The sequence below is a fragment of the Rhodococcus sp. YH3-3 genome (assembly GCF_001653035.1).
Taxonomy (GTDB): Bacteria; Actinomycetota; Actinomycetes; order Mycobacteriales; family Mycobacteriaceae; genus Rhodococcus_F; species Rhodococcus_F qingshengii.
On the sequence record NZ_BCWH01000002.1, the window covers coordinates 789,176 to 804,781 of the forward strand.

Consider the following 15,606-nt stretch of genomic DNA (forward strand, 5'->3'; position numbering starts at 1 on the left):
GTCGTGACCGTGTTGTGCAGAGCGGGAAAACTGCAGGCTGGAGTGCTTGTCGCCGATGATGATCAGGGATGGGCCAGCCCGTTCAGGAGCATCGCGCCGACAAAGATGGCACTGCTTGCGCGGGCGCTGCAGGACGGGTTGATCGCAATCGACGAACTCTGATCGAAGCGCGAGCGATCGGGTGCGTCGATCCGGGAGTCAGTCGAGGGCGGTGGCGTCGGTTGTCGGCGTCTTGGTGCCGGGAGTCGCTTCGATGTCGAGAACGACCTGGCTGTCGGTGGCTTCTTCGGGGAAGACGTACCGACGCATGGCCCACCAGCGGAAGGCCGTCGCCAGCAGGGTCCCGATGATCGATCCGCTGATGAAGTCCGCGAAGTTTTCCATCAACACCGACACCTCGGGTTGACGCAGATGGAACACGTACCGGGAGGTCCAGAGTGGTACCTGGTTGATGGCCAAACCGATACCCGCGACGATGAAGAACAGAGCGGCCTCGTGATGGCGCTGTCGACCACCGCGCTGCGCAAACGACCATTCGCGGTTGAGGACGTAGGACAGAACCGTCGCGATCAGGACCGCAAGGATGTTGGCCGTCACCGGGTGCTGAGGCAGAACCGTCCACTTGATGCCGAAGAACAGCACCGTGGTGACGATGAAGGCGATGCCGCCGACCACCAGGAACTTGAGCATTTCTGCGTGCGGCAGGACGCGCACGAGAACCCGCTCAGGAAGCCTATTGACCATCTTTTCGACAAACGCCATTGTTCGAGGCTAACCCTGAATACGACGGAGGGCACAAATCGTCGATGCCCGTGTCGGCAAGATCATCAGAATCCGTACCCGAGAATTGCGGGCTTCTGCGCGTTGAAAGCGAAGTCGAAATTCAGGATCTCCTGCGGATCGGACGCGTGGAGTCGGTGCGCCGCCGCGAAGGTCTTGGCCTGGTGCTCGCCCAAGTACAAGCTGCTCAGGACATCAGAGGGCATCGTGATCGCAGGCACCGCGTCAGTGGCCGCACAGGTGGCCTTGCCGCCCTTGACCTGAAGTGCGAAGGTTCCGCCGGCCTTCAGGAACGGATCTTCGACCTTGATGACGGTGTCCAGGTCAGCAGCATATTCACGAGCCTCGAGAGCCGCGGGAACGTCCATGATGCGCAGCCACAGTCGATCGGAGCGCGTCGTCGTCCGGGCAAGACGGTAGTCCGTCAGCATCAGCCGGAGAGGATCGGCAGGATGCTGGCGTGTCTCGATCCGGGTGACGAGGTCGAGGCCGCAGATCGTGCGCCACAGCGCCGCGTGCGCATCTTCGGTGATCGTCACGAACTCGTCGATCCGGGCGATGCTGTCGCGGCCCTCGCTCGTGTGCCGGTAAGCGATGTATCCGTCCGCGTGTGTCAGAAAGAACAGTCCGGAGGCGCCGTCACGATCCTCGGACGGGTCGGCGAACATATGGTCCCAGAGCGGTTGCGGACGGACCTGAGCGCCGGGTGTCTGCAGCCGCCAGCGGTCGTAGATCTCGGGAAGAAGCGTCGAGGCAGCTTTGATGTCGACGATGGACACGCCACCATTGTCGGGCACCTCGGGGCGGAATCGTGCGAAGCGGCGATCGAGGGTGATGCCTTCGCTGAAGGTGGCCGGGCCGTATCCGAAGCGGTTGTAGATGCCGGCCTCGCTGGCCGTCAGGGCCGCAAGTGGTGCTCCGGTCGACTCGATGTGGGCGTGAAGTGCAGTGAACATCGAGCGTAGGACACCACGTCGACGGTGAGTCGGGGCGACGGATACCCAGGTGATTCCGCGCGTGGGGAGTTGGCGTCCGCCGGGCACGGTGAATTCCATGTCGATTTCGATGGCCACGCCGACGGGTAGGTCACCGTCGACGGCGAGGATGATGTCCTCGGGCTTGTAGAGCGCCTTCGTCAGTTCGCTGACCGCGGGAGACGGGTGAAAACCGAACCCCACCGAGTCGAGTAGTTGGAGAGCCGGCCAGTCGCTCTCGGTAGCGGTGCGGATGGTGATCTTGTTTTCGGGGCTCACGTATATCGACTTTGGCATAGATTGCGTGAAGACGCACATGAATATCGGGGCTGACGTTTCCGCACCGGCTCCCAGGGGTACCGCCCGACGGACCAGTCCTGCGGCACGGAGAAAACCGATACGGAGAAACACTGTGGCGATCACCGACATCAAGGAATATGCCCATCTCACCGAGGAAGACGTCGAAGCGCTCGGGCGCGAGTTGGACGCCATTCGGCTCGACATCGAGGAGAAGCGCGGCGCGCACGACGCTCGATACATCCAGCGGACGATCGCGTTTCAACGCTCTCTGATGGTGGCCGGCCGCATCGTCTTGTTCGCCAGCAAGAAGAAGCCTGCCTGGATTCTGGGGACTGCGCTGCTGGGGGTCGGCAAGATCATCGAGAACATGGAACTCGGCCACAACATCATCCACGGCCAGTGGGACTGGATGAACGATCCCGAGATTCACTCGAGCAACTGGGAGTGGGACAACACCTGCCCGTCCTCGGGATGGAAGCACTCGCACAACTTCACCCATCACAAGTTCACCAACATCGTCGGACTGGACAACGACGTGGGCTACGGAATCATGCGCGTCACGCGCGATCAAAAGTGGCACGCCGACTATCTCTTTCAACCGATCACGAATTTTGTGCTCGCGACCCTCTTCGAGTGGGGAGTGGCACTGCATCACCTCGAAACGGACAAACTCCGCAAGGGTGAGGTGAAGTGGTCCGAGAAATCGGACATGGCCAAGGACGTCGGTAAGAAGATCGCGCGTCAGGTGGCGAAGGATTACATCCTGTTCCCCGCCCTGACCGGCCCCGCGTGGAAGACCACGTTGACGGCGAACGTCGTTGCGAACCTCATCCGAAACTACTGGAGTTACGCCGTCATCTTCTGCGGGCACTTTCCCGACGGTGCCGAGAAGTTCACGCTCGAGGAATTCGAGAACGAATCGCGCGCTCAGTGGTACCTACGACAGATGCTGGGCTCTGCCAACTTTCATGCCGGTCCCGTCATGGCCTTCATGAGCGGCAACCTCTGCTACCAGATCGAGCATCACTGCTTCCCGGATCTGCCGAGCAATCGGTACTCGGAAATCGCGGTGCCGTTGCGCGACCTGTGTGACAAGTACGACCTCCCGTACACGACCGGGCCGCTGTGGAAGCAGTACGGATTGACTCTGCGCACCATCTGGAAGTTGTCGCTGCCCAACAGGTTTCTCTCGGCTTCCCAGGACGACGCTCCGGAGACGCACTCGGAGTTGAAGTTCCGCATCCGAGGCGGAATCAAGGAAGTGTTCGGCGTCGATCCGCAGACGGGTAAGCGGCGCGGACTGCGAACAGCGATCGCGATGGTCTCGAGCTGATCAGTTACCGCTTGTGCGCCATTGAACGAACCACGAGATCGCCGGTCGACTGGATTGCCTGCACCAGCACGATCAAGATCACGACTGCGACGAACAGCACCGGTGTGTTGAATCGTTGGTAGCCGTACTTGATTGCGAAGTCGCCGAGTCCACCGGCGCCGATGGCACCTGCCATGGCCGAGAAGCCGATCAGCATCACCGCCGTCAGGGTTGCTCCTGCTACCAATCCCGGAACGGATTCGGGCAGTAGCACCTTGGTGATGATGTCTTTGTCGGTGGCGCCCATGGACCGCGCTGCCTCGACGCGTCCGGAATCGACTTCACGCAAGGCGTTCTCGACGACGCGCGCAAAGAAGGGCACCGAACCGATGGTCAGCGGGACGATCGCTGCCGTGGCGCCGAGCGCTGTTCCGACGATCGCCCTCGTTGCCGGGATGAGGAGCACCAACAAGATGACGAACGGCAGCGAACGGCCGATGTTCACCACGGTGCCCAGAACCGAATTGAGGACGCGGTTGGGACGGATTCCGTCGGGCGCGCTCGCGTGCAACAGAACACCGAGAGCGATACCGATGATCACGGTGAGCACGAACGAGACACCGACCATGTAGAGCGTGTCGAGTAGGGCTTCCCATGCTTCGCCCAGGGAATCCTGCCAGGACGTCTTGTTCATGAGAACGTCACCTTCACTCCGCGCTGCGAAAGATGTTCTTCGACAGACTTTCTTGTCTCTTCGTTGCTGACGAGTCCCGTGTGCGAGGCGAACTCCACGCGAAGGCGACCGACCTGATGGGATCCGATGTCCTCGATACCGCCGGAGATCACGGTGACGTCGACATCGAGATCGCGCGAGAGTTGGGAAATCACAGGCGAGGTCGACAGCGAATCGACAAAGGTGAGGAGTGCCGGAATTCCGGTCGGGGACGTTCGCACCGTTCCGGCCGGCAGTAGCGCCTCGCCGAGGGGTGAGTCCGGGTCTGCGACCAGTTCGGTGAGCGTTCCCTCGTCGACGATGCGTCCCTGGTCGATCAGGGCGGCGCGGTGACAGATCCGTCGAACCACGTTGAGCTCGTGGGTGATCAGAACAATGGTCACACCCAGACGTCGATTGAGGTCGGCGAGCAGGTCGAGGATCGAATCGGTCGTATCCGAGTCGAGGGCGCTCGTGGCTTCGTCGCACAGGAGGACATCGGGAGAAGCCGCCAAGGCCCTCGCGATCCCGACCCGTTGTTTCTGTCCGCCGGACAGTTGCGAAGGGAAGGCGTCACGTCGGTCTTCCAGGCCGACCAACTCGATCAGCTCGTCGACGCGGGCACGGCGATCTGCCCGCGAGTATCCCGCCACTTCGAGAGGGAAGGCGATGTTGGCGGCGACCGAACGGGAATGCAGCAGGTTGAAATGCTGGAACACGACACCGATCCGCTTGCGTGTGTCGCGCAGTTGCGCTGGGCTCAACGCGGTCAGATCGGTGTCGCCCAACAGAATCCGGCCACTGGTCGGGCGTTCGAGCAGGTTGAGGCAGCGCAGCAAAGTCGACTTGCCGGCGCCGCTTTTGCCGATGATGCCGAAGATTTCGCCGTCTTCGATTTTCAGGGATACGGAATCGAGTGCATGCAGAACTTGTGTGCCGCTGCGGTATTCCTTGGAGACCGATTCGATCGAGAAGACCATGACGGGTCTCGATCAGGTAGCGCTGGCCGGAATGACCGAGCCCTGGTAGGTCTGCTCGATGAACGTCGCGACGTCGGCGGACGTCAATGCCTCGGCCAACTTCTGTACTCGCGCATCGTTTTCGAGCGAGGTGCGTACGGTCAGGACATTGGCGTACGGGTTGCCCTCGGCCTTCTCGAGCACCAGGGCGTCCTTGGCCGGGTTGAGGCCACCTTCGATTGCGTAGTTGCCGTTGATGATTGCGAGATCGACATTTCCGTCGTCGAGCGTGCGCGGCAGCTGCGGGGGATCGACCTGGGTGAACGTGAGTCCCTTGGGGTTGTCGATGATGTTCTTCTCGCTGATCTGCGTGATGTCGGTGCCGGGGGCGCCCAACTGCTGATCGAGCTTGATCAATCCGGCCTGCTGCAGCAGGTACAGCCCACGGGCGAAGTTCGTCACGTTGTTGGACAAAGCGACCGTTGCGCCCTGGCGCAGGTCGGCCACGTTGGTGACCTTCTTGGAATATGCACCGAGGGGCTCGACGTGGACCTTCGCCACGGCGACCAGGTCGTCGACACCCTTTTCCTTCGACCACGATTCCTGGTACGGCACGTGCTGGAAGAAGTTGGCGTCGGTGTCTCCGGCTTCGAGCACCTCGTTGGCGTCGAGATCGCCGGTGATCTCGCTGACCTCGATCTTGGTGTCACCGAGCAGGCCCTTTTCTTCGACGAACTTCAGGATCTCGGCGTGCGGAACCGAAGAAGCGACGATGCGAAGAGGTGCGTTCTCGTCGGAGGAGTTGTCGCTCGAGCACGCGGCTACGGTTCCGACTGCGACGGCGGCCACTGCGAAGGCAGCGAGGAATCTTCTGGTGCGCGAGCGTGACATGTGAATCTCCAAGACATAGCCGAACGCACGCCGAGATGGCGTGACAGTTGCTGAACGCTAGCCCGGTAAACCTCCCGTGAGGAGATACAGAATCACCGCGATTTTTTCATGTACCTATTGTCCGAGCAGGATGACCGGAACGTCCTCGGCAAAATCGACTACCAGTTCGCGACGCGAGAACAGCCAGGTGCCGTCGACCTTTTGGAAGCTGTCCTGGTAACGGATCTCGATCCGGTTGTCCCGGTGGCCCTCGCCCCGCGGATAGATGTGGTGAGCGGAGCAGTAAGCCTCACCGTGTGCGGTGGTGGGGCCGTCGAGGTCGAGGATCTGCTGCTCGACGATGTGCCGGGTCGAGTGCAGATGTGAGACGGCATCGACCACCGAACTACTGACGACGGTGTTCCCACGTATCTCCGTCGGCGCATCCGTTCCGTTCAGTGCCGGCGGCAAGACGAATGCCACGTCGTCAGTGAAGAGAGCCGCAAGTGCAGTGGTGTTTCGGCGGTCGACGGCCTGTGCGTACCTGGCGGCCAAGTCGGTGAGAGCGACGCGATCCGAGGAGTCCATGCGCATATCTCACCCTATGTGACGCCGCTCATGTTTCGGCTTCCCGCTCATCGAGACACTCACAGCGCCCACCTGGGCATCTGGTTAGCGTCCAGGCCAAGAGTTGCCAGCCATGAATGCCATAGGAGAAACAGCGATGGATCTGAGGGAATCGCCCGAGCAGCAGGAGCTCCGCAAGGAGTTGCGCGCGTACTTCGCGGCGCTGCTGCCGGAAGAGAAGCGTCGCGCGGCCGGCGAGCAAGGTGTGGGTGGCGAGTACTTCCGCGAGATCGTGAAGTTGCTGGGCAAGGACGGTTGGCTCGGTATCGGCTGGCCCAAGGAATTCGGTGGACAGGGACGCTCCATCGAAGAGCAGTTCGTGTTCTTCGACGAGGTTCAGCGCGCAGGTCTGCCGTTTCCCTTCGTGACGGTCAATACCGTCGGACCGACGTTGATGAAGTACGGCACCGAAGAACAGAAGGAACGTTTCCTGCCCGGCATCCTGGCCGGCGACATCGTCTTCGCAATCGGGTACACCGAGCCCGAGGCCGGCACCGACCTTGCGTCACTCAAGACTCGTGCGGTTCTCGACGGTGACGAGTGGATCGTCGACGGCAACAAGATCTTCACCAGTGGCGCCAACACTGCCGACTACGTGTGGCTGGCCTGCCGCACCGACGCGGATGCCCCCAAGCACAAGGGAATCTCGATCCTGATCGTCCCCACCGAGGATGCAGGCTTCGAGTGGTCACCGATCAACACCGTCGGCGGCTTGATGGTGACGTCCACGTACTACTCCGGCATTCGAGTTCCGTCGAAGGACGTTGTGGGCGAGGTCAACGGCGGCTGGCAGCTCATCACGGCTCAGCTCAACCACGAGCGAATCGGCCTGGCGGCCATCGGTGGTCGCACGTACGGTCTGTGGAACCTGGTCCTGGACTGGGCCAAGGAAAACGGCGCCATCGACATCCCGTGGGTGCAACAGGACTTCGCTCGCACACACGCCAAGCTCGAGGCCATGCGACTGCTGAACTGGAAGATGACGGCAGCCGTCGCACAGGACACGCTCTCCGGAGCCGACGCCGGTGCCACCAAGACGTACGGGACCGAGACTCACGTCGACGTCTACCGCACCCTGCTCGGAATTCTCGGCTCCGCCGGTCGCATCCGCCCCGAGTCTCCGGGCGCTCTGCTTGCCGGTCAGATCGAGCAGATCTCGCGTCAGGGTGTCGTGAACACCTTCGGCGGCGGCGTCAACGAAGTTCTGCGGGACATGGTCGGCACCATCGGCTTGGGACTCGTTCGCGAAAAGAGGGTCAAGTGAGCGACATTTCGGCGCAACTCGACGCTTTTGTCGGCCAGACGCTTGTTCCCACCACCTGGGGGCCAGACGAGGTCAACATCCCCATGATTCGGCATTGGGCCGAGACCATGGGCGATACCAACCCCGTCTACCTCGACGACGACGCTGCCCGCGCCACCGGTCGTGACGGCGTCGTCGCTCCCGCTCAGATGCTTCAGGTCTGGATCATGCGGACCTTTACCGACAAGATGGCGGGCAACGACCCGTCGCAGGTGTGGACCGATCTGATCGCCACCCTCGACGCAGCCGGCTACAGCTCTGTCGTGGCCACCGATTCCGATCAGGAGTTCTTCGCCGAACTGCGCCCAGGCGATCGCGTTAACTACACCGAGGTCATCGAGTCGATTTCGCCGGAGAAGAAGACCGGCCTCGGTGTCGGACACTTCGTCACGACGCTCAAGACCTACCGCAACGGTGACGATCAGGTTGTCGGCACCCAGCGGTGGCGGACGCTGCGGTTCAAACCTCAGGAATCTGCTGCGCCCGAAGCTCCTCGTGCACTGCGTCCGCGTCCGGCTCTCAACGCGGACAACGCTTTCTGGTTCGAAGCAGCCAAGGAGCACCGTCTGGTGATCCAGCGCTGCACGTCCTGCAAGACGCTGCGTCATCCCACCGGCCCGATGTGCGGGGAGTGCCGGTCACTCGAGTGGGACACGATCAACGCGTCGGGTCGTGGCACGGTGTACAGCTTCGTGGTCAATCACCACCCCAAGATCGACGCGTTCGACTACCCGCTCATCGTTGCGGTAATCGAACTCGAAGAGGGAACCCGATTGATCGCCAACATGGTGGGTATCGCGCCCGAAGATGTCGTGGTCGACATGCCCGTGGAACTTGACTGGATCGACGCCGACCCGGATCTGACGCTTCCCGCGTTCCGGCCGGCCGTACGCGAGGAGCACTGATGGACTTCAATTTCAGCGAAGAGCAGGAAGCAATTCGCGCACTGGCCGACGAGGTCTTCACCAGCAAGGCAACGATCGAGCGCACCAAGGAGATCGAACTCTCCGCCGAGCGCGTCGACCGTGAACTGTGGCGCGAACTCGCGAGCACCGGGTTGCTCGGTATCGCCCTGCCGGAGGAGTTCGGCGGCGGTGGCCTCGGCTTGTCCGAGCTGTACGCACTGCTCGAACAGCAGGGACGTCACGTTGCGGCCGTGCCGATCTGGGAAACGACCCTTGCAGCATTGGCTGTCAACGAATTCGGCTCTGATTCCCTTCGCGCCGAACTCCTTCCGGGAGTTGCCGACGGCAGTCGATTCCTGACCGTCGGTCTCGAAGAGTTCGGTCCGTACACTGGCGGCGACCCACTGACCACGGCTGAGCAGGACGCCGACGGCAACTGGACTCTGACGGGTGAGAAGGCAGTAGTGCCGATGACTCACGTCGCGAACCTTGCTCTCGTTTCGGCAACCGCTTCCACTGGTACGGCACTGCTGCTGGTCGACCTGAGTGCCGAGGGAGTGACGCTCGAACAGACGCAGTCCACCAGTTGGGAGATCTGTGCCAACGTCACCTTTGCCGGTGCCCCCGCGCAGCTGATCGGTGCGGCTGACGGCACCACGGTTCCGTGGCTGATCGACCGCGTTCAGCTGGCATTGGCCGCAATCCAATGGGGCGTCGGCTCGGGTGCAGTCGCGCAGGCCGTCACGTACCTGAACGGCCGCAAGCAGTTCGGCCGTCCGCTGGCGACCTTCCAGGCCGTCAATCATCAACTCGCTGACTGCTACATCGATCTCGAAGCGATGCGCGTGACACTGTGGCAGGCCGCCTGGCGCATCTCCGAGGGACTGGATCTCGGCACCTCGGTACTGGTCGCCAAGTGGTGGGCTACCGACGGCGGACAGCGCGTCGTGCATCGCACCACGCATGTTCACGGCGGCATGGGCGTCGACACCGACTACCCGGTTCACCGTCACCTGTTGTGGGGCAAGCAGATTGCTGCCACCCTCGGTGGTTCCAGCTCCGATCTAGCGCGTCTGGGTGCGCAGCTCGCATCCGGTGTGGAGGTGCTCGCATGACCGTACTTGCCGGTCGCAGTTACGCAGACGTCGTTGTCGGAGAGGCATTGCCCGAGTTGGCGATCCCGCTGACCCGCACGTTGATCGTCGCCACGGCAATCGCCACTCGCGATTTTCAGGACGTGCACCACGATCCGAGCCTGGCCCAGGAGCGTGGCTCGAAGGATGTCTTCATGAACATCCTCACGAGCAACGGTCTTGTCGGTCGATACGTCACGGACTGGGCCGGATCTGCATCGACCCTGCGCCGCATCGCCATTCGTCTCGGGGCGCCCAACTACCCGGGTGACACCATGACGATGACCGGTGAGGTCGTGTCCAAGGAAGACGGAGTGGTCGTGGTCAAGGTGCAGGGTGCAAACAGCCTCGGCAACCATGCATCCGGCACCGTCGCAGTCGCTTTCAAGGAAGAGGAGAGGCCCTGATGGCGATCAGCCCACTCTCGGGAGCCGCCGCCATCGTCGGCATCGGATCCACCGAGTTCTCCAAGAACTCCGGCCGCACCGAACTGCAGTTGGCGTGTGAGGCCATCGTCGCGGCACTCGCTGACGCCGGTATCGATCCGTCCGAGGTCGACGGTCTGTCCACCTACACGTCGGAGACGAACGGCGAAGCGATCGTGGCTCGCAACTGTGGTCTCGGCGAGCTGAAGTTCTTCTCGCGCATTCACTACGGTGGCGGCGCTGCGTGTGCCACCGTGCAGCAGGCGGCCATGGCAGTTGCGACGGGTGTTGCCGACGTCGTGGTTTGTTACCGCGCCTTCAACGAGCGCTCCGGTGTGCGCTACGGCCTAGGGCAGCACGATCGCCCCATGGACAGCACCGCGGATCGCGCGGCATATGCGTGGATGACTCCGCAGGGATTGTCGACTCCCGCTCAGTGGGTCGCCATGTTCGCCCGCCGCTACATGCACCAGTACGGTGCGACGAGTGAGGACTTCGGACGAGTTGCAGTGGTGGCGCGCAAGCATGCCGCCAACAACCCGGCTGCTTGGTTCTACGAGCGTCCGATCACGCTCGAGGACCATCAGAACTCGCGCTGGATCGCCGAGCCGCTGCACCTGCTCGACTGCTGCCAGGAAACCGACGGCGGCCAGGCATTGGTCATCGTCTCTGCCGAGCGCGCAAAGGATCTGGCCAACAAGCCCGTCGTCATCAAGGGCGCCGCTCAGGGCAGTAGCAAGGATCAGCACATGATGACCAGCTACTACCGGCCCGACATCTCGGGTATCCCGGAGATGGGCTTGGTTGCTCGTCAGCTGTACGGCCAGAGCGGCCTGACACCGGACGACATCAACGCCGCGATCCTGTACGACCACTTCACTCCGTTGGTGCTTCCCCAGCTCGAAGAACTGGGCTTCTGCAAGCCAGGCGAAGCCAAGGACTTCATCCGCGAAGGCAACCTCGAGATCGGTGGACGCCTGCCGTCCAACACTCACGGTGGTCAGGTCGGCGAGGCGTACCTGCACGGTGTCAACGGAATTGCCGAAGGTGTGCGACTGGTGCGAGGCACGTCGACCAACCAGCCCGAGGGCGTCGAAAACGTATTGGTCACAGCCGGAACAGCAGTACCCACCAGCGGTCTCGTTCTCGGCGCTGTTTGAGAGAGGAAAAGACAGTGACAACTTCGGAAGCTGCGAAGACCGCCGGCGATTGGCGTGGAGCCGATCTCGGGACCCGCACCGTGTCGTACACCGAGCGCGACGCGATCCTGTACGCACTTGCCGTGGGCGCCAAGGCGACCGAGCTGGACCTCGTCTTCGAGGATCAGCTTCGGGTACTGCCGACCTTTGCTCTGACGCTGGCGCAGTGGGCTCCCGACGCTCTGGGTTCGGCGGGCGCCTTCGACACCTCGACGGCACTGCACGGCTCGCAAGAGCTGAAAGTGCTTGCTCCGCTTCCGCGTAGCGGTGACGTGACCTTGAAGGCTTCGGTCGGCGAGGTGTGGGACAAGGGCGCAGCGGCCGTGTTCGAAGTGAAGGAGGAGTGCGAATACTTCGTCGCGACCTGGTCACTTTTTGCCCCCGGTGCCGGTGGATTCGGCGGAGAACGTGGACCCTCACGTCCGGCGGAGCCGACCGGCGAGCCTTCGTTGACCGGTGTGCTGACCACAGCGGAGAACCAGACGGCGATGTACCGGCTCCTGGGCGACAAGCACCACATCCACATCGATCCCCAGGCTGCGGCGCGGATCAACCAGCCGCGTCCGATCATGCACGGCCTGTGCACGTTGGCCGCCAGCACACTCGAGCTTGCTCGGGTCGCCGGAGTGCATCCGGCTGATCTTGTCAGTCTCGAAGGTCGATTCGCTGCGGCGATCCATCCGGGTGAGGCGCCGTCCATCGTTGCGTGGGGAACTCCCGACGACCTGGCCTTCCAGGTCACCAAGGGTGATCAGGTAGCGATTTCCGGTGCACGAGTGAGCTTCTCCGCTCGCTAGTCCCTCCAGACTCAACTGCGGGGTGCTTGACCCCTCGTCGCGCCCCGCAGTTGTTCACACGAAGAAGCAGCCCCCGAGCGAATCCGCTCAGGGGCTGCTTCGTATTTGTTTCAATCCTGGTGGGTCGCCATGTAGCGAGCCGGGTACTCACCGCCGCCGTGAACGGCGATGTCGGCGCCGTTCACGTACGAGGAGAGCGGGCTCGCCAGGAACAGGCAGGAGTTGGCGATATCGGCCGGCACGGCCATGCGCTCCATCGGAATGGTCCTGGTGACCGCAGCGCCGCCGTCGGCGCCGTAGACCTCGGCGGCAGCCTCGGTACGGATCAGGCCGGTGGTGATGTGGTTGATCCGGACCTTCGGCGCCCATTCGAGGGCCAATGCCTTGGTCAGAACGAGGAGGCCTGCCTTGGCTGCGCTGTACGCCGCGGTTCCGGGCTGCGGGTCGATCGCCGAGACACTGCCGATGTTGATGATGGCACCGCCGTCGTCCTGAGTCTGCATCACTGCATTTGCGGCCTGGGCAACGTTGAAGGGTGCCAACAGGTTCAGGGCCACGATCTTCTCGACGAAGCGGGGTGACACCGTCGCAGCGTCGGCGTCGGGGGAGCCGCCGGCGTTGTTGACCAGGACGTCCAGACGGCCGAAGCGCTCGACGGCATCCTGGACGAGGGCTGCGGCGTCGGCGGGATCGCGGACGTCCGTGGCGCGAAAGGCTGCGCTACGACCGTCGGCGGTGGGTAGGTTTTCGGGCTCGTTACGGCCACAGACCAGCACGTTCGCACCCGCGGCGAGGAAGGTTTCGGCGATGACGTAGCCGATGCCTTTGGTGCCGCCGGTGACGATCACCGAGCGTCCGCTGAAATCGACGGGGTTGGGCAGTGTCACGGTGGAGCCTTCCTGGTGCGGTGCCGAGCTGAATTGCCGCCCAATGTGATTGACGCGACGTGGTCGCACACCTTAGGGTCAAGCAAGTGCTTGGTTGTTTTGTAGGTCGAGTGTAGACGACAAACAGCGGCAGTCACCAGAATCGACCGGTCCCTCCCGCAAAAGGGACCTCTGCGTCGACGGACATTGGAGTAGTCACATGGGCAAGCTCGAAGGCAAAGTCGCACTCATCACCGGTGCGGGTCAGGGAATCGGGCAGGGGATTGCCCTGGCCTTGGCCAAAGAGGGCGCCGTGATCGCCGTTGCCGGCCGCACCGAATCCAAGTTGCACACCACGTGCGGACTACTGGCTGACATCGGTGCGCGCGGTGAGGCGGTGGTCTGCGACGTCAGCAAGAAGGACGACATCACCGACGCCGTGGACCGTACCGTCGAACTGTTCGGCGGAATCGACATCCTGGTCAACAACGCCAACGACTGCAAGCCCGGCCCACTCTTGAGTGTGCTCGACGAAGACTTCGAGCGTTCCTTCGCGACGGGGCCGCTCGCCACCCTGCGCATGATGCAGGCGTCGTACCCCCACATGAACAGTCGTGGCGGTGGCGTCATCATCAACATGGTCACCTCGGCGGCGGTGCGCTGGGATGCCAGTAACTACGGCGCTTACGGTTCCATCAAAGAAGGCATGCGCTCGTTGACCCGCGCTGCGGCCTGTGAATGGGGCAAGGACAACATTCGCGTTCTCAATGTTGCCCCGCACGCCAAGACTCCCGCGTTGCAGTGGTGGATGGACAAGAATCCCGAAGAGGCAGCGGCATTTGTCGCAGGTATTCCGCTGGGACGCGTCGGAGACCCCGAGACCGACATCGGTCGTGCCGTCGTCTTCCTCGTCAGCGAAGACGCCGGGTACCTCACGGGTGCCACGATCCCGCTCGACGGCGGCCAGTCGCGCTGGGGCTGACCGCCATCGACCCGATCAGGTCATCACGGCGCCGCCGTCGACGGCAATCGTCTGGCCGGTGACGTTGCGAGCCTTGTCACTGAGCAAGAAGGCGACCATCTCGGCGATGTCTCCGGGCGTCTGAGCTCGACCCATCGGAACCATCTGGGCCACAAAAGAATCGAAGACGTCAGCATCGGAAACGTCTGCCAGCGCAGGATCGCGTCGACGCAGTTCCTTGATGGTTCGAAGCCACATGTCGGTGAGGATCAGGCCGGGCATGACCGTATTCGAACGGAGTCCTCGAGTCGCACCGATCCGGGCGACGCTGTGACTCATCTCGATCACGGCGGCCTTCGACGGTCCGTAGTGCGCGAGCATGTCACCGCCCAAGCGGGCACCGATCGACGCGATGTTGACGATCGCTGCCGGACCCTCGGTTCTGCTCACGAATTCGCGGCACATCAGGAAGCTGCCCTTGGTGTTCACCGCAAAGGTGTTGTCCCACTGGTCTTCGGTGATCTCGAGGAACGGAGTGAAGACGCCGATTCCGGCGCCGTTGACGAGTGCAGTCGGGCTTCCGGCCGACGCAGCCACGTCGAAGGCGTTCTTGACGTCACCTTCACGTCGAACATCGCATCGTGCCGTGTGGACTGCTACGCCAAGGCTTTCCAGGCGTGCTGCGGTGTCGGCGAGTGCAGCCTCTTCGATGTCGAGGAGAAGCAGGGTGCCGAAGTCCTCCGCAAGGCGCTCGGCAATAGCGGCGCCCAACCCGGCAGCTGCGCCGGTGACAATGGCTACGGGCGCGCTCACGGCAGGTGCGTTTCGAGCAGTGGGGCAAGCAGTTCGGCTGCGCGCGCCGCCGTGATGACCTCGCTCGGGTCCACCTTGGTCACGACTTTCGAAGCAGAATCTTCGTAGACATGCTCACCGATGAGTCGCCCCTGCTCGTCGTACGGCCAGACAAATGCCAAGGTCCGACGCACGAGATACCAACCGTCGGGGTCGATGTCCGACGACTGTTCGGGGGCTGCGGGGGTGGATCCACCCGATTCGTGCACCGCGCCGAACACCCCGTCTCCCAGAATCGATCCTGGGACGAATTGACTGAAGAGAGTCTCACCCGAGAATCCGCTGTCGGAGACCGCGAAGTCGGACTGTCCGGTCCACATGACAAGGGTGTCCGTCTCGGCGAGTGACTGGTAGAAGTTGGTGACGGCGTCCATGCCGTCGAGGACAATCGACTGCCCGTCTTCGAACAACCGGTAGACGGGTTCTTCGACGGTCATGTCGGGCGAGAGGATTTCCTTGTAACGACCGGAGACCTCGAGCAATGCGTGGCGCCGGTAGTTTCGGAGGATCTTCTGGTGCCGCGGATTGTCGATGGTTTCCAATTGCTTTTCGACGCCATCCATCATGTGGACGAATTCGTGCTCGTACTTGCTCATCACATCTCCTGGTTTCGCGGATTCGGCGGGCTGTC

18 protein-coding genes are annotated in these 15,606 nt (G+C 62.6%); 9 read left to right on the top strand and 9 right to left on the bottom strand.

Annotation, left to right across the window (positions count from 1 at the left end):
• The first annotated feature begins 3 nt into the window (after positions 1-3).
• Entirely contained in the window at positions 4-162 is a 159-nt protein-coding gene (locus YH3_RS36705; RefSeq protein ID WP_223304510.1) for a hypothetical protein, read from the top strand.
• A 36-nt stretch (positions 163-198) separates the two neighbouring features.
• Here YH3_RS36705 and YH3_RS16450 read toward each other — a convergent pair whose 3' ends face one another.
• Positions 199-762 (bottom strand): GtrA family protein, encoded by a 564-nt coding sequence (locus YH3_RS16450; RefSeq protein WP_003939753.1) that lies wholly within the window; start codon positions 760-762, stop codon positions 199-201.
• A 65-nt stretch (positions 763-827) separates the two neighbouring features.
• Positions 828-2,033, bottom strand: a complete 1,206-nt coding sequence (locus YH3_RS16455; RefSeq protein WP_064444211.1) for an enhanced intracellular survival protein Eis — start codon at positions 2,031-2,033, stop codon at positions 828-830.
• Between the two features lie 133 nt (positions 2,034-2,166).
• Between YH3_RS16455 and YH3_RS16460 the strand changes: the two genes are divergently transcribed.
• Positions 2,167-3,387 (top strand): fatty acid desaturase, encoded by a 1,221-nt coding sequence (locus tag YH3_RS16460; protein ID WP_021331991.1) that lies wholly within the window; start codon positions 2,167-2,169, stop codon positions 3,385-3,387.
• A 4-nt stretch (positions 3,388-3,391) separates the two neighbouring features.
• Here the strand turns inward: YH3_RS16460 and YH3_RS16465 are convergent, their stop codons facing one another.
• The 4 genes from YH3_RS16465 to YH3_RS16480 form a co-directional block, all read right to left on the bottom strand.
• A complete protein-coding gene (locus YH3_RS16465; protein WP_007732650.1) occupies positions 3,392-4,060 on the bottom strand; it encodes a methionine ABC transporter permease in 669 nt (222 codons plus the stop codon).
• Entirely contained in the window at positions 4,057-5,058 is a 1,002-nt protein-coding gene (locus YH3_RS16470; protein ID WP_064443730.1) for a methionine ABC transporter ATP-binding protein, read from the bottom strand. The genes YH3_RS16465 and YH3_RS16470 overlap by 4 nt, the downstream gene beginning before the upstream one ends.
• Before the next feature lie 12 nt (positions 5,059-5,070).
• Positions 5,071-5,928: a MetQ/NlpA family ABC transporter substrate-binding protein gene (locus YH3_RS16475; RefSeq protein ID WP_003940478.1), complete on the bottom strand. Its 858-nt coding sequence runs from the start codon at positions 5,926-5,928 to the stop codon at positions 5,071-5,073.
• A 114-nt stretch (positions 5,929-6,042) separates the two neighbouring features.
• Positions 6,043-6,501 (bottom strand): nuclear transport factor 2 family protein, encoded by a 459-nt coding sequence (locus YH3_RS16480; protein ID WP_063315782.1) that lies wholly within the window; start codon positions 6,499-6,501, stop codon positions 6,043-6,045.
• A gap of 130 nt (positions 6,502-6,631) precedes the next feature.
• Between YH3_RS16480 and YH3_RS16485 the strand changes: the two genes are divergently transcribed.
• From YH3_RS16485 to YH3_RS16510, 6 genes are read left to right on the top strand one after another with little or no spacing between them, the layout of a single operon-like run.
• A complete protein-coding gene (locus tag YH3_RS16485; RefSeq protein ID WP_003940442.1) occupies positions 6,632-7,798 on the top strand; it encodes an acyl-CoA dehydrogenase family protein in 1,167 nt (388 codons plus the stop codon).
• Entirely contained in the window at positions 7,795-8,742 is a 948-nt protein-coding gene (locus YH3_RS16490; protein ID WP_054827060.1) for a bifunctional MaoC family dehydratase N-terminal/OB-fold nucleic acid binding domain-containing protein, read from the top strand. Before YH3_RS16485 ends, YH3_RS16490 begins: the two co-directional genes overlap by 4 nt.
• On the top strand, positions 8,742-9,857 hold the full coding sequence (locus YH3_RS16495) for an acyl-CoA dehydrogenase family protein (protein ID WP_030537002.1): 1,116 nt from the start codon (positions 8,742-8,744) through the stop codon (positions 9,855-9,857). Before YH3_RS16490 ends, YH3_RS16495 begins: the two co-directional genes overlap by 1 nt.
• Complete coding sequence (locus YH3_RS16500; protein WP_003940399.1) at positions 9,854-10,282, top strand: MaoC family dehydratase; 429 nt, start codon at positions 9,854-9,856, stop codon at positions 10,280-10,282. Before YH3_RS16495 ends, YH3_RS16500 begins: the two co-directional genes overlap by 4 nt.
• Positions 10,282-11,460 (top strand): lipid-transfer protein, encoded by a 1,179-nt coding sequence (locus YH3_RS16505; RefSeq protein ID WP_003940050.1) that lies wholly within the window; start codon positions 10,282-10,284, stop codon positions 11,458-11,460. The genes YH3_RS16500 and YH3_RS16505 overlap by 1 nt, the downstream gene beginning before the upstream one ends.
• Before the next feature lie 14 nt (positions 11,461-11,474).
• Positions 11,475-12,296 (top strand): MaoC/PaaZ C-terminal domain-containing protein, encoded by an 822-nt coding sequence (locus YH3_RS16510; protein ID WP_064443731.1) that lies wholly within the window; start codon positions 11,475-11,477, stop codon positions 12,294-12,296.
• A gap of 110 nt (positions 12,297-12,406) precedes the next feature.
• On the opposite strand, the gene YH3_RS16515 is transcribed toward YH3_RS16510, so the two are convergent.
• Positions 12,407-13,183 carry an SDR family oxidoreductase gene (locus tag YH3_RS16515; RefSeq protein WP_003940546.1) on the bottom strand — a complete coding sequence of 259 codons (777 nt, stop codon included), beginning with the start codon at positions 13,181-13,183 and terminating at the stop codon, positions 12,407-12,409.
• A 199-nt stretch (positions 13,184-13,382) separates the two neighbouring features.
• Here YH3_RS16515 and YH3_RS16520 point away from each other — a divergent pair, with 199 nt between their 5' ends.
• The gene (locus tag YH3_RS16520; RefSeq protein ID WP_007732643.1) at positions 13,383-14,144 is read left to right on the top strand and encodes an SDR family NAD(P)-dependent oxidoreductase; all 762 of its coding nucleotides are present in this window, start codon (positions 13,383-13,385) and stop codon (positions 14,142-14,144) included.
• A 15-nt stretch (positions 14,145-14,159) separates the two neighbouring features.
• Here the strand turns inward: YH3_RS16520 and YH3_RS16525 are convergent, their stop codons facing one another.
• Together YH3_RS16525 and YH3_RS16530 are read right to left on the bottom strand one after the other, a co-directional pair.
• Positions 14,160-14,936 carry an SDR family NAD(P)-dependent oxidoreductase gene (locus tag YH3_RS16525; protein WP_042448376.1) on the bottom strand — a complete coding sequence of 259 codons (777 nt, stop codon included), beginning with the start codon at positions 14,934-14,936 and terminating at the stop codon, positions 14,160-14,162.
• Positions 14,933-15,571: a hypothetical protein gene (locus tag YH3_RS16530; RefSeq protein ID WP_007732640.1), complete on the bottom strand. Its 639-nt coding sequence runs from the start codon at positions 15,569-15,571 to the stop codon at positions 14,933-14,935. The genes YH3_RS16525 and YH3_RS16530 overlap by 4 nt, the downstream gene beginning before the upstream one ends.
• Positions 15,572-15,606 lie beyond the last annotated feature (35 nt).